This is a genomic window from Bacillus sp. CZDM1 (assembly GCF_055502545.1).
In genome coordinates, this window is record NZ_JBUESO010000002.1 from 1 (window position 1) to 14,384 (window position 14,384).

Annotated in this window: 13 protein-coding genes and 1 rRNA gene; 9 read left to right on the top strand and 5 right to left on the bottom strand. The window is 38.9% G+C overall.

Annotated elements, in window-relative coordinates; translation table 11 throughout:
- Window positions 1-118 precede the first annotated feature (118 nt).
- The 7 genes from rrf (at window position 119) to ACY3XC_RS04540 (ending at window position 6,094) form a co-directional block, all read left to right on the top strand.
- A 5S ribosomal RNA gene (rrf, locus tag ACY3XC_RS04510) occupies window positions 119-234 on the top strand.
- Window positions 235-728: 494 nt separating this feature from the next.
- Window positions 729-1,910 carry an ABC transporter substrate-binding protein gene (locus ACY3XC_RS04515; RefSeq protein ID WP_464867465.1) on the top strand — a complete coding sequence of 394 codons (1,182 nt, stop codon included), beginning with the start codon at window positions 729-731 and terminating at the stop codon, window positions 1,908-1,910.
- Between the two features lie 86 nt (window positions 1,911-1,996).
- A complete protein-coding gene (locus ACY3XC_RS04520) occupies window positions 1,997-2,875 on the top strand; it encodes a branched-chain amino acid ABC transporter permease (protein WP_251639329.1) in 879 nt (292 codons plus the stop codon).
- A gap of 13 nt (window positions 2,876-2,888) precedes the next feature.
- Window positions 2,889-3,827: a branched-chain amino acid ABC transporter permease gene (locus ACY3XC_RS04525; RefSeq protein WP_179159949.1), complete on the top strand. Its 939-nt coding sequence runs from the start codon at window positions 2,889-2,891 to the stop codon at window positions 3,825-3,827.
- A 1-nt stretch (window position 3,828) separates the two neighbouring features.
- The gene (locus tag ACY3XC_RS04530) at window positions 3,829-4,611 is read left to right on the top strand and encodes an ABC transporter ATP-binding protein (protein WP_464867466.1); all 783 of its coding nucleotides are present in this window, start codon (window positions 3,829-3,831) and stop codon (window positions 4,609-4,611) included.
- Window positions 4,604-5,311, top strand: a complete 708-nt coding sequence (locus tag ACY3XC_RS04535; protein WP_464868028.1) for an ABC transporter ATP-binding protein — start codon at window positions 4,604-4,606, stop codon at window positions 5,309-5,311. Before ACY3XC_RS04530 ends, ACY3XC_RS04535 begins: the two co-directional genes overlap by 8 nt.
- A gap of 96 nt (window positions 5,312-5,407) precedes the next feature.
- A complete protein-coding gene (locus tag ACY3XC_RS04540) occupies window positions 5,408-6,094 on the top strand; it encodes a BsuPI-related putative proteinase inhibitor (RefSeq protein ID WP_464867467.1) in 687 nt (228 codons plus the stop codon).
- Window positions 6,095-6,147: 53 nt separating this feature from the next.
- Here ACY3XC_RS04540 and ACY3XC_RS04545 read toward each other — a convergent pair whose 3' ends face one another.
- The 3 genes from ACY3XC_RS04545 to ACY3XC_RS04555 form a co-directional block, all read right to left on the bottom strand.
- Window positions 6,148-7,596, bottom strand: coding sequence for a carbon starvation CstA family protein (locus tag ACY3XC_RS04545; protein WP_464867468.1), 1,449 nt, complete (start codon window positions 7,594-7,596; stop codon window positions 6,148-6,150).
- A gap of 171 nt (window positions 7,597-7,767) precedes the next feature.
- Window positions 7,768-8,499: a LytR/AlgR family response regulator transcription factor gene (locus ACY3XC_RS04550; protein WP_464867469.1), complete on the bottom strand. Its 732-nt coding sequence runs from the start codon at window positions 8,497-8,499 to the stop codon at window positions 7,768-7,770.
- Window positions 8,500-10,236: a LytS/YhcK type 5TM receptor domain-containing protein gene (locus ACY3XC_RS04555; RefSeq protein ID WP_464867470.1), complete on the bottom strand. Its 1,737-nt coding sequence runs from the start codon at window positions 10,234-10,236 to the stop codon at window positions 8,500-8,502. It lies immediately after the preceding gene.
- Between the two features lie 243 nt (window positions 10,237-10,479).
- On the opposite strand from ACY3XC_RS04555, the gene ACY3XC_RS04560 reads away from it, so the two are divergent.
- Complete coding sequence (locus ACY3XC_RS04560) at window positions 10,480-11,271, top strand: HAD family hydrolase (protein WP_464867471.1); 792 nt, start codon at window positions 10,480-10,482, stop codon at window positions 11,269-11,271.
- 74 nt (window positions 11,272-11,345) lie between these two features.
- Here ACY3XC_RS04560 and ACY3XC_RS04565 read toward each other — a convergent pair whose 3' ends face one another.
- Window positions 11,346-11,798, bottom strand: coding sequence for a S1 domain-containing RNA-binding protein (locus tag ACY3XC_RS04565; protein ID WP_179159942.1), 453 nt, complete (start codon window positions 11,796-11,798; stop codon window positions 11,346-11,348).
- A gap of 183 nt (window positions 11,799-11,981) precedes the next feature.
- Window positions 11,982-12,572, bottom strand: a complete 591-nt coding sequence (locus tag ACY3XC_RS04570) for a guanylate kinase (protein ID WP_464867472.1) — start codon at window positions 12,570-12,572, stop codon at window positions 11,982-11,984.
- Between the two features lie 363 nt (window positions 12,573-12,935).
- On the opposite strand from ACY3XC_RS04570, the gene ACY3XC_RS04575 reads away from it, so the two are divergent.
- Complete coding sequence (locus tag ACY3XC_RS04575; RefSeq protein ID WP_464867473.1) at window positions 12,936-14,381, top strand: DEAD/DEAH box helicase; 1,446 nt, start codon at window positions 12,936-12,938, stop codon at window positions 14,379-14,381.
- The last annotated feature ends 3 nt before the right edge of the window (window positions 14,382-14,384 follow it).

Sequence of the window (14,384 nt, forward strand, 5' to 3'; positions counted from 1 at the left end):
GTGGAGCTGACTGATACTAATCGTTCGAGGACTTAACCAATTTTTAAAAGCGAACTCGTTTTTACACACTTCTACTGAAATTATCTAGTTTTGAGGGAATGATACCTCAATTTTATAGTCTGGCAGCAATGGCGAGAAGGTCACACCCGTTCCCATACCGAACACGGAAGTTAAGCTTCTCAGCGCCGATGGTAGTTGGGACTTTGTCCCTGTGAGAGTAGGACGTTGCCAGGCAAACGAAGCACAACCTGAATAGGGTTGTGCTTTTTTGTTTTGTCCGATAGGACAATTGGTTGTAAACAGGATCGGATCGAGATTCGTGACCGCGCGGCGGCACTTTTAGAGAAAAATGGTAACGAATAGCTCTTAGTCCACGCTTTTGATTCCCTTCAAGTTCGATTTCCAGCTAAGAAAAACAAATATCAAAATGGTATTTCACCATAGGAATACATTTTTTGGAATAATAGTTAATTAGTGTTTTTAGTATACTAAAAAAAACCTTTCATGAAAGGTTATTAAAATATACTGCAACAACAAGAAAGCGCTTTAATTTTTAAAAGAAATAAAAATTTCTGAAATATTGAAATAATATACTAGACTAACAATGAAAAAAGTACTACAATAACTTATGTTAATTAATTAAGGCGGTAAACAAATATCATGGGGTCTAAGAAGATACTAAAGTACTGTTGTAGGTATCTGAAAATTCAATCAAAGGGGGAAACACCATGAAAAAGAAATTAGTTAGTGTGTTTATGGCTTCTACCATCTTTGCTGGAGTGTTAGCAGGGTGTGCAGGAGGAGCGAAGGATAGTTCAGAGGGCGGCAATTCAGATACCATTAAATTGGGAGTGAATTTAGAGCTTTCAGGTAATGTTGCGTCATATGGTGAATCAATGGCAAAAGGTGTTGAAATGGCTGTTGAAGAGATCAATAATAATGGCGGCGTTGACGGTAAGAAGTTTGATGTTGTGAAAGTAGATAATAAATCTGAAGCAGCAGAGGCTACAAACGGTATTATTAAGTTGACAAGCCAAGATAAGGTAACAGCTGTTATTGGAGCAGCAACAAGCGGTAATACAGTTGCTCAAGCTCAGATTGCGAATGATACGAAGACTGTTCTAATGGCTCCAGGCGGTACAAGCCCAAGTGTTACAGTAGATGAAAAAGGGAAAGTAAGACCATTCGTTTTTCGTACTTCTTTCATTGATCCTTTCCAAGGTACAGTGGCTGCCAATTTTGCCCTAGATACATTAAAAGTTGAAGATGCAGCTATTTTTGCTGACAACTCAAGTGATTATGCAAAAGGTTTATCCGATGCCTTCAAGGAAACTTTTGAAGCAGCAGGTGCTAAAATAGTTGCGGAAGAAGCATATGTAGCAAAGGATACAGACTTCCGTGCGACTTTAACTCGTATCAAAGCAAAAAATCCTTCATTCATTTTTATCCCTGGATATTATGAAGAAGTTGGCTTAATTGTAAAGCAAGCGCGTGAATTAGGAATCGATGTTCCTTTAGTTGGAGCTGATGGCTGGGATTCTCCAAAGTTAGTTGATTTGGCTGGAGCTGAAGCATTAAATAATACCTACCTAATCAACCATTACTCATCTGAAGATCCAGATGAAAAGGTCCAAAAGTTCGTTTCAGCATTTAAAGAACAGAACAATGGCGAAGCACCGAACGCTTTCAATGCGCTTGGCTATGACACGGTTTACTTTTTAGCGGATGCCATAAAGCGTGCAGGCAGCACAGATTCTAGTAAAATTCAGGAAGAATTAGCAAAAACAAAAGATTTAAGCCTTGTTACTGGAGTAGTAACGATTGATGAAAACCATCATCCGATCAAAACAGCAACCATTTTAGAATATGTAGATGGTAAACAAGTGTTTAACACAAAAGTAAATCCTTAAAAGTACTAGTTAAGTAAAATGGAAGGATACTCCTTCCATTTTACTTTTGTAAAGAATTATTTCTGGAAGAAAAAGGAGTGAGAACGATGGAGTGGCTACAACAATTGATAAACGGAATTTCACTCGGCAGCATCTATGCCTTAATCGCATTAGGCTATACCATGGTTTATGGAATCATAAAATTAATAAACTTTGCTCATGGTGATGTTTTTATGGTAGGTGCGTTCGTCGGGTTTTATGCGATTAAGGGATGGGGGCTGGGCTTCTTTCCAGCATTATTATTCTCAATGGCGTTTTGTGCGGTGTTTGGAGTATTGATAGAAAGAATCGCCTACAAACGTCTTCGAAATGCAACAAGAATTGCTGCCTTAATTACGGCAATTGGAATGTCGTTACTAATTGAATACGGTGTGATTTACGTCCGAGGAGCCCAACCCGAGGCCTACCCTGACAATGTATTACCGAGCACAACATTTAACTTGTTTGGTGCACAAATTAACAGTCAATCCCTCTTTATCCTGGCTGTGTCACTTGGACTTATGATTATTTTACAAATTATTGTTCACCGTACAAAGGTCGGTAAAGCCATGCGAGCAGTATCACATGACATCGATGCAGCGAGATTAATGGGTATTAATGTAGACAGAACCATTTCATATACCTTTGCGATTGGTTCTGCTTTAGCTGGGGCAGCAGGTGTCATTTTTGGTGTCTATTATACAAAAATCGAACCACTAATGGGAATTATCCCTGGATTAAAGGCGTTTGTTGCGGCGGTCCTAGGTGGAATTGGAATAATCCCAGGAGCCATGGTCGGTGGTCTTATTTTAGGGGTTGTTGAATCGATTGTTAGTGCCCTAGGATTTTCCTTATGGAGAGACGCAGCAGCGTTTATCATATTAATCCTTATCCTAATTTTTAGGCCAACAGGCATCTTTGGTAAAAATACAAGAGAGAAAGTGTAGGTGGGATAGACAGATGAAAAAAGTAACTAAATTCTGGCTATTTCTCATTTTAGCAGCGGTTATCTATGGAATTGGCCAAGTCTTAATTCAAACTGGGATATTAAACGCTTTTTATAGCAATATGTTGACCCTTATGATCATTAACATTATATTAGCGGTGAGTCTTCACTTGGTAATTGGGATCACCGGACAATTTTCAATTGGACATGCTGGTTTCCTTGCTGTTGGGGCGTATGTATCAGCAATCATCACGATGAAATTTGAACTGCCTTTCGTGTTAGCAATCATCATCGGAGGAATTGTGGCTGCATTAGCAGGACTGCTTGTTGGCATACCTACTTTAAGACTGCGAGGAGATTACCTGGCTATTGCAACACTTGGATTTGGTGAAATTATTAGAATTGTTTTCTTAAATATTGAGTATGTTGGCGGAGCTGCCGGAATGATGGTTTCTAATATGACGACTTGGACAAGTGCATTTGTATGTCTCGTTATCACGATTCTAGTGATATCGAATTTTACCAACTCGCGGCATGGAAGAGCGTGTATAGCGATTCGGGAAAATGAAATCGCGGCAGATGCAATGGGAATCAACACGACATTTTACAAAGTTGCGGCCTTCGCCATTGGTTCCTTCTTTGCAGGTATTGCCGGCGGTTTGTTTTCTCATAACTTTTATATTATCCAGCCAACCAACTTTGGGTTCTTAAAATCATTTGATATTTTAATTTTTGTTGTTTTAGGTGGACTTGGAAGTTTATCTGGTTCGGTGATCTCTGCGATTCTGTTAACGGTTATTTCAACCTATTTACAGCAATATCCTGAGACTCGGATGATTATTTACAGTTTGGTTTTGGTCGTTGTTATGCTTTATCGTCCTCAGGGGTTAATGGGAACTCGTGAGATTACAGATTTCTTTGGCAAAAAGAAAAATGCGAAAGGAGGAATTTAACGTGGGAGCTCTACTGCAGGTAAAAAATGCGGGGATTCAGTTTGGTGGCTTAAAGGCGGTCTCAGGCTTTAATATGGAACTTAATCAAGGTGAATTGGTCGGTTTGATTGGTCCGAATGGTGCCGGGAAAACAACAAGCTTTAATTTGCTGACGGGCGTATATGTCCCGACAGAGGGTGACATTTTGTTCGATGGAAAAAGGCTGAATGGACTTGCTCCATACCAAGTAACACGAAAGGGTATAAGCCGTACGTTTCAAAACATCCGTCTTTTCAGTGAATTATCTGTATTAGATAATGTAAAGGTTGCTTATCATTCCTTAGCGAAGCATTCCATTTTAAGTTCCATCCTCCGCCTTCCATCCCATTTCTCCGAGGAAAAGGTAATGGAGGAAAAATCACTTGAGTTTTTAAAGATATTTCAATTGGACAGATTTAAAGATGAAAAAGCAAAGAATTTACCATATGGTCAGCAACGTAGATTAGAAATAGCCAGAGCGTTGGCGGCAAGTCCAAAATTATTGTTGCTCGATGAGCCTGCTGCAGGTATGAACCCGCAAGAAACACAGGAGCTCATGGAATTAATTGCTTTTATCCGAAAACAGTTTGATTTAACGATTCTATTAATTGAACATGATATGGCACTCGTGATGGGAATATGTGAAAGAATTTATGTTTTAGACCATGGACAACTGATTGCAGCGGGATCGCCTGAGGAAATCCGAAATCATCCAAAAGTAATCGAGGCCTATTTGGGAGAGGAGGTTCCGAGTGACCATGCTTAAAGTAAATGGAATAGATGTTTTTTATGGAAATATTCATGCCCTAAAAGGCCTTTATTTAGAAATTAATGAAGGGGAAATTGTTACACTGATTGGAGCGAATGGTGCAGGAAAAAGCACTCTTCTTAAGACATTATCTGGGCTGCTTAAGCCAAAGTCAGGGACCATCGAATACTTAGGCAGTTCGATTTCTGGCAAAGCTCCCCAGGCTATTGTGAAATCGGGTATTTCACATGTACCTGAAGGGCGCCGTGTGTTCGCCAATATGAGCGTAGAGGAAAACCTGGAACTAGGTGCTTATTTAAGAAAAGATAGTGCAGGAATCCGCAAAGATATTCAAAGTGTTTACGAGCTTTTTCCGAGATTGCAAGAGCGTCGAAAGCAGTTATCGGGAACCCTTTCTGGGGGAGAACAGCAAATGCTGGCGATGGGAAGAGCGATTATGGCGAAACCTAAGCTGCTTTTATTGGATGAGCCTTCAATGGGATTGGCTCCGTTAATGGTTAAGACGATTTTTCAAATCATTGAGAAAATCAACCAAGATGGAACAACAATCCTGCTGGTGGAGCAGAATGCGAATATGGCACTATCTGTAGCAGACCGTGCTTACGTTATTGAAACGGGTCGGATCGAAATCTCAGGAACAGCCGCAGAGTTGCAAGCAAGTGAGGAAATCAAAAAAGCGTACCTTGGTGGTTTGTAGGATTCAAAAATCTTTTAAAAATATAAATATTTATGTAACGCCAATCTCCTTTTAATCGACTATTAAGGTAATTCGATTAAAAGGAGATTTTCATTTATGTTATATAAAAAAATGATGATGATCGTATTAGCAGCAGGACTATTAAGTGCTTGTGGTACGGGAAATAATACAAACGGGAACGGTGAGGGTGTGAAAAAGGAGAACTTAACAGAGTCCCCAAAACAAAATGAAATTGTTGCAAGATTTCATCCAACAATTGAAACACAAGAAGAAAACAATTCTATCATTATTCATTACAAAGTGAAAAATTTATCGGGTGAATCTCAAAAATTATCGTTTCTAACGGGGCTTCAAGCTGATTACATTATCTACGATAAAGAAGGAAAAAAGGTCAAACAATACTCTGAGGAAGTCATGTCTACGCAGGCAATCAGCGAGGTGACGTTAGAGAATAATCAAGAGATTCAAAACTCGTTTACCATTTCCGATCTTTATAATGGTCGTTATCGTATTGAAGTATTTTTAACAGCAAAGGAGGAACAGGCTAAAGTGGTAACCGATTTAATCGTTGAACAATCGTTATATACGAAAGCTTCAGGGATACTCGTCGGACAAATGGATCCGCATACCATAGAGGTGGATGTTAAGGGGGAAAAGGTCGCATTCCAATTAACGGAAGAAGCTATTGGCCAATTGCCATCATTAAAAGAAGGCAGTGAAATTTCATTTGTTTATACAGAAAATGAAATACAAAAGATCATTGAAAGGTTTTTAATAGAATAGGGAAAGAAAAAAGTGCACTCAATGAGTGCACTTTCAGTTTATTATACGACTGATTAGGCAGCCTTCCAGCCCGTCACGTCTTCTTCAAGTGGAAGATTATTGGCTCGTGCCTTTTTAGCAGCACGGAAGAATAACCCAATAAGTACGGCTGCACCGATAAAGCCGCCAATCCAAGAGATTGACATCGATAATCCGAAACCGATAGGCGCATTTAAGATATAAGTTATAACCATTACTAACATGAAGGAACCAGGTACTAGGGCAACATAGTAATTTTTCCTTGCGATATACAAGTACATAGCCCCGACAAAGAGTGCAATAACGGCTGTTGCTTGATTAGCCCAACTGAAGTACCTCCACAATAGGTTGAAGTCAATTTGTGTAAGAACTGCTGAAATCACGAATAATGGCACTGCAATCCATAAGCGGCTTGAAAATTTCTTTTGGGCGACGTTAATGTATTCTGCAATGATCATACGTGCACTTCGGAAAGCTGTATCCCCAGAAGTAATCGGCAGTACAACTACACCAAGAACTGCAAGTGTTCCACCAATTGCTCCAAGCAGAGCAGTTGAGGCTTGGCTGACAACCGCTCCAGGGCCGCCTGCGGCTAAAATATCATTCAATCCGTTATAGCCATTGAATAAGCTCATTCCAGCAGCTGCCCAAATCATGGCGATAACACCTTCAGTGATCATCATGCCATAGAAGATTTTACGGCCTTGTTTTTCATTTTGAGTAGTACGTGAAATAATTGGTGTTTGTGTCGCATGAAACCCAGAGAGTGCGCCACATGAAATCGTGAAAAATAACAAAGGTAAAATAGGTGCATTAGCAGGGTGGAAATTCGTTAACGATAATTCAGGGATCGGTGCACCTGTTACGATCATTCCGATTCCTACACCTAATGCACTGATTAATAGCAATGCACCAAAGTACGGATATAAACGACCAATGATTTTATCAACCGGAAGAAGAGTAGCTGCAATGTAATAAATGAAAATGGCTCCAATTATTAATCCTAATGCTATTTTCCCATCCATTAAAACATGAAGAAGGCTTGCAGGTGTAGAAACAAATACCGTACCTACTAATAATAGCAGCAGAACAGCAAAAGCATTTACCACGTGCTTCATCACTTTTCCTAAAAACTTACTTGCTAGCTCCGGTAAATGGGCACCACGGTTGCGGATAGATATCATCCCTGTTAAATAATCATGTACAGCTCCTGCAAAAATACAGCCAATGACAATCCAGATAAAGGCAACAGGACCGTAAAGAGCTCCCATAATTGGACCGAAAACTGGACCCGTTCCAGCAATGTTTAATAACTGTATTAAGGAATTCTTAGGTGTGCTCATTGGTACATAGTCAACGCCATCGTTATTAACATAGGCGGGTGTTGCTCGATCTTCCTTCACACCAAACATTTTTTCAATAAATTTACCATAGGTAAAATAACCAATAATTAAGAGTGCAATCCCTGCTAAAAAAGTATACAAATTCCTTCTCCCCCTTTTAAAAAAAATGAATACGTTTTCACATATAAGTTTAAAAGAGTGAGAGGAAGAATAGAGCGATTTTAGATTAAAAGGTAGAAAAATAAGAATATCATGCTCGTCAGATGAATTAAGATGCAAAAAAATTAAGAATAGTTAAAACGCTTTCTTGGTTTAAATTTCTAAACGAGACCGTAATGCTTTAACATAATTCCTGCTAACCGATAGCAATTCTTTTCTTCCTTCAATTTCCAACTGATAGGCACCGTTAAACCATGGTGACAACCTGTTAACAACCTCCAGATTTACAAGAAAGCTTTTATGAATTCTAAAAAATCCATAGCTTAATAATCTGCTCTCCAAATCCTTAAGCGGTGTTTTGGTTTCAAATTCACTACTTTTCGTAATGAGTTTTGTTACTTTATCGTCTCTGACTATATAGAGGATTTCTTTTGGTTCAAGATAAATAATTTCACCTTCGACTTCGACGGCAAGTTTTCCTTGAGGTTTTCCTATATCCTGTTCGATAGGAGTAGTAAACTTTTTCTCAATACGATGAACTGTTTCTTGTAATTGCTCTTCATCATAGGGCTTTAATAGATAATCAATCGCGTCATATCGGAAAGCTTCAGCTGCAAATTGCGGATAAGCGGTAGCAAAGACAACCGATGGAACTTTTTTAAGTTCCAATAGTGCTTTTGCTGCTTTCATACCATTCATTTTAGGCATTTCTACGTCCAAAAAAACTACATCAGGCTGAAGTTGAATTGCACTTATGATGGCGGATTCCCCTGATTCAGCTTCACCAACAACCTTAATTGTTGGAAACGCACTTAATAAGTGTTTTAATTCATCTCGGCTATAGGGTTCGTCATCAACAATTAATGTTCGAATAAAAGTTTCCATTTACCTTACCTCCGTACAGGGGACAGAAAAGCCAATTTCCGTTCCTTTATGCAGCTCACTATTAATTTGAAGGCCTGCATGGTCACCATACATGATGGTCAGCCTTCGATTAACGTTGTAAAGGGCTAGACCGCTTCCTGTTTCAGAATTAATGGGACTTTTGCAGATTTGACTTGTGCGTTCTATATTCATTCCAATCCCGTTATCCTCAACTTTTACATACGTCGCTAGATTTTGTTTATGAATAGTAATCTTTACGATACCGTTCCTTTCAGTATCCTTCATGCCATGTTTGATCGCATTCTCTACGATGGGCTGAAGTGTAAGAGGGGGGATTGTCTCTAAAAGAGCACTCTCTTCGATATCATAAACTACTTGTAATTTATCTTTGAATCTAGCTTCTTCTATTGCTAAATAGGCTTTGACATGGTTTAATTCTTGCTCTAATGTAGTCATCCTTTGGGTTGTGACAGATAAATTTTGGCGCAAGAAATGGGACAAAGAAAGTAGTAATTTTCGTGCCTTAGCCGGGTCAACCCGGACAAGTGAAAGGATGGTATTAAGTGTATTAAATAGAAAATGAGGACTAATTTGCGCCTGAAGTGCTTTAATCTCAGCTTCCTTTGCCAGTTGATAAGACTTGTCCGCATCAGCTAGTTCAAGCTGGTTACTTAATAGGGAGCTAAGCCCTGATATCAGTTCCATATTCACGGGTGTTATTTCTTTCTCGGAAGCGAAATAAAACTTTAAAGTTCCAATCGTTTCTCCACGCTGTTTCAATGGTGCAATAACGGCTGCACCAAGAGGGCAGCTCTTAACACGGCAGTGAATGGATTGCTGATCTGCCACAACCATTTCACCTTTGTCGATAGCCTCCATTGTAATTTCAGTTTGGATGGGACTTTCAGAACGATGATGATCATGACCAAGTCCAACATGTGCTAATATTTCTGACAAATTTGTCATTGCCACCGCTCTCGTATTCATTTCATTATGGAGAATATGGCAGACAATTTTAGCAGAATTCGTGGTAAGCCCATTTCTTAGGTAAGAAAGTGTTTTTTCAGCGATTCTCAATGTCTTTTGTGCCTGCATGGCACCTGCCTTTTCTTCCTCACTGATAACGCTCTTAATGATAAGCAGAAATAGTGCACAGCCTAGTCCGTTTGCTAAGATCATTGGCATTCCAATGATTTCTACCAAAGTCCATGACTTTTCGAATGGACGGGCAAGGAGTAGAATGACTGCCATTTGCAATGTTTCTGCTAGAGCACCAATGTAAAAAGCGGATCTTAGTTTGACCAATTTATTTTTCCGATGAAAGATTCCCGCAAGAACCCCGGCGATTATAGTGGCAAGCCCACAGGCCAGCCCTGTGAATCCTCCTAAGGTAAAACGATGAATCCCTGCAATTAATCCTGCACCCAGCCCGACTTTATAGCCTCCGAGGAGACCCGCTAATACCACACCAATCACCCGCGAGTTGGCAATTGCCTCATCGGCGTTTAAATCGGAAGTCCAGCGATTGATTTCAAGGCTGTCGGTGCTGAGAGTTAGACCAGAATACGTGCCAATAATCCCAAAGAAACCAAAGAAAACAATGGCAGTCAACTGCTGCTTGCCTTTTAATTTCTCCTGATAAATCATGTCTCGAAAGAATGGAAATCTCGTTAAAATAAAGGCAATCATTACGAGAATCCCTAACCGTTCCACCATGGTAACCAACAAAGTCAACATGTCAATACCCCTTTATGGGTTTAGTCTTCACCCAGTCTATATACTTTTATTATACCAGTATTAGAAATATTCGAAATAGTATTTTGGTTTTATCGGAAGGTGCCTAAACTCTTATGTACCTTTTAGATATATATAATTGGCTATGTTCGTTGAATTTATTTTATTTTTGTGAAAGAATATTCATTTAATTCGAAAAGTGGTAAACTAGTAAAATATATTTAGGTGAAAGGTGAGGCAGCGAAAATGATAAAAGCAATTTTTTTCGATTTAGATGATACACTGCTTTGGGATCAAAAAAGTATCAAGGAAGCATTTGTTGCGACATGTAAAGTAGCAGAAGAACGGTATGGAGTAGATGCAAGTGAATTGGAAGATGCGGTACGTGAGGCTGCAAAAAGTTTATATTCCTCCTATGAAACCTATTCATTTACACAAATGATTGGTATTAATCCATTTGAGGGATTATGGGGAAATTTTTTAGATGATCATGATGATTTTAGAAAAATGAAAGAAATCGTCCCAAGCTATCGAAAAGAAGCATGGACAGCAGGACTTAAGGCAATGGGAGTGGAGGATCCTGCTTTTGGGCATGAATTGGCGGAAAGATTCCCGCAAGAGCGCAGGAGCCTGCCATTTGTGTACGAAGAGACGTTTACTATCCTAGATACGCTAAAAGGAAAGTATCAACTTCTTCTGTTAACGAATGGTTCACCGGATCTACAGCATACAAAACTATCGATTACACCTGACCTTGTTCCATATTTCGACGAAATACTTATTTCTGGAGCGTTTGGAAAGGGGAAACCTGACCCATCGATATTTGAGCATGCATTGTCACTCATGTCCTTAGAGAAGGATGAAGTCCTAATGGTAGGGGATAACTTAATGACTGATATTCTAGGTGCAAATAGGGTCGGGATTAAATCCGTTTGGATCAACCGTCACGATAAAGATAGAAATGAAGTCATACCAACCTATGAAATTCAACACTTAGAAGAGCTTTTTCCGCTTTTAGATGAATTGAATAAGAAATAAAGGCAATAGTGACGAAACCACAATAATAAAAAAGAAGGCAAGCCGTATTAGGGCTTGCCTTCTTTTATCTATAATTATCCGCGTCTTCCGCCTCTGCCGCCACGTTTTGTTTCGGTGCTGCGTTTTAAGCTGGATAAATTTTCTTCACTAGCTTTTAAGAATTTAGCCATTTTATCTTCAAAGTTTTCTTTTGGTTTAAAGTTGCCGCCTTTTGAACGGAAGTCTTTTGATTGCCTATTATCTCTACCTTGGCGTTGTGGACGCTGGGAATAAGAAGAAGTTTGCCCTTCTGGCTTATCAATAGCTTTTTTAATAGACAAGGCAGTTTTTCCGTCTTTCTCACTAATTACCTTAACTTCAACTTGATCTCCAACTTTGAGGTGATCATTAACGTCTTTAACATAGCTGTCAGCTACTTCACTAATGTGCACAAGGCCAGTTGTGCCACCTGGTAATTCTACAAACGCTCCAAAATTAGTAATACCCGTTACTTTACCTTGTACTTTGCTGCCTACTTCGATCGACAAAAAGAGTTCCCCCTAAATAATGTTTTCAACACTTAATTATACAGTGTTATAAAGACAATATCAAGCTGTATTCTGTTTTATTTGGGCACAATAATAATACATTCAAAAATTGTTATCACATACATCCCCATAAAAAAAAATCCAATGACAGGATCTAAAATATCCCATCAAATGGACCTTTTTTTAATAATCGGTGACAATTCTATTTCGGTCAAGGTAAGCTTCAATGACTTCACTAACCTGATAAGATACCTGTGGTGAGTCATAATTTTCAAAAACTTGCTCACATTGAGTTTTATATGCCATGATTTCATCATAGTGTGCCAAGTGTCTTTGGATATCTTCTTCTTTATCATTTCGTGCTTTGTGTCTTTCGATAACGGTGTCACGGTCAGAATAGATGAATAAGCGCATAACCTTGTTACCATACATTTCTTTCAACTTTTCGGTGCCTTCAGGATTTAGCGTTAAATAGACAAGATTATGATCTTCAAACGCTTTGACGATATCTTCTTCGCGGATTCCATAATGAATCCCGTCGATATCCACACACTCAAGAAATTCTTGGTTGTCTTTCAGCTTGTTGAAGGTTTCGTCTGTAACAAAATGGTAGTCAACACCATCTTGTTCATAATGGCGGGGAGGACGAGTCGTGTAAGAAAGGACTGTTTCCATATCAAACGCGGTCGCGACCATCTTGGCAATGGTCTTTCTTCCAGATCCATCGGGTCCAGTGTAAATGAAAAGCTTTTCCTTATCCTTGATTTTATACATAGATTACCTCCTAGTAGAAAATTTAGTTTAATTAAAAAAAAAGAGATCCACAGATGTATAAAATTACTGTTAAGTGAGTGATCTATACTATCCTAAAAACAGGATACTTACATTATAACAGATTTTTCACTACGTTTTTGACTTTTCTGATATTTATATAGAGAAAAGTGCTAAACAGCTTCTTTATTTAATGTACCCGTTCTCTTGAGTCTTGTAAAGCTGTTGTGTAACAGAGTGTTGAAATAAAAAGTCGAAATGTCTTGTATTTCAAGTATAATGAACATATTCAGATTTTGCATATGATAATTCTTTCAGAGAAATCCTATATAGAAGTTGGATAATACAAAAAAATGAGGTTACTATATGAGTGAAAAAAAGTTTGAGGATTATCATTTAAGCGAGGAAATAAGAAGGGCGCTTACAGTGTTAAAGTACGATAATCCCACTGAAGTACAAAAAGAAGTGATACCAAAGGCTTTAGAGAATCTAGATTTGGTTGTAAAATCACAAACAGGCAGCGGTAAGACAGCCTCCTTTGCGATTCCTATTTGCGAGATGATGGAATGGGAGGAAAGAAAGCCCCAGACATTAATACTTACACCTACTCGTGAGCTGGCTGTCCAGGTTCGTGAAGATGTTACGAATATTGGCCGGTTTAAACGAATTAAAGCGATGGCGGTTTATGGAAAAGAACCTTTCTCAAAACAAAAGGAAGAATTGAAACAAAAAACACATGTAGTCGTCGGGACTCCTGGTCGTACGATGGACCATATCGAAAGGGGAACGCTTGAATTAGATAAAATCAAATATCTAATTATTGATGAAGCGGACGAAATGTTAAATATGGGCTTTATTGATGAAGTGGAAGCCATCATAAAAGAACTCCCAGAGAACCGAGTAACGATGGTGTTTTCAGCAACTTTACCGAAGGATGTTGAAAAACTTTGTCATCAATATATGAAAGATCCTATCCATATTGAAATTGTAGCTACGGGTGTCACAACGAATACGATTGAACATGCTGTGGTTGAAGTAAAGGATGAAGATAAGGTTTCACTGTTGAAAGATTTAACAGTGGTTGAAAATCCAGATAGCTGCATTATATTTTGCCGAACAAAAGAAAATGTGGAAAATGTCTATACAGAGTTGGAAAAAGCCAATTATTCTTGTGAAAGACTTCATGGCGGGCTTGAACAAGAGGATCGGTTTGGCGTAATGGATGGCTTTAAAATGGGGAACTTCCGCTATCTTGTAGCAACAGATGTCGCCGCTAGGGGAATCGATATTGATAATGTGACACTGATTATTAATTACGATGTTCCAATGGAAAAAGAGAGTTATGTTCACCGGACAGGAAGAACAGGAAGAGCCGGAAACAAAGGAAAAGCGATTACCTTCGCGACACCATATGAAGAGAAATTTGTTAAGGCAATTGAAAGATATATTGGCTTTGAAATCCCTAAGTTGGAAGTTCCAACCCAGGATGAGGTTACGAGTGGAAAAGCAGCATTTGAAGAAAAACTTAGCGGCCGGAGAGTTGTAAGAAATAATAAAACAGCTCGAATTAACAAGGATATTACCAAGCTCCACTTTGGTGGCGGTAAGAAGAAAAAGCTTCGCGCGGTAGACTTTGTTGGGACAATCTCCAATATCCCTGGAGTTACAGCTGAAGATATTGGCATTATCACCATCCAGGACAACCTAACCTATGTTGACATCCTTAATGGAAAAGGCTCAGTAGTCCTCCAAGCAATGGAAAAGACAACCGTCAAAGGAAAGAAGCTAAAAGTGAGTAAGGCTTTAAAATAATTT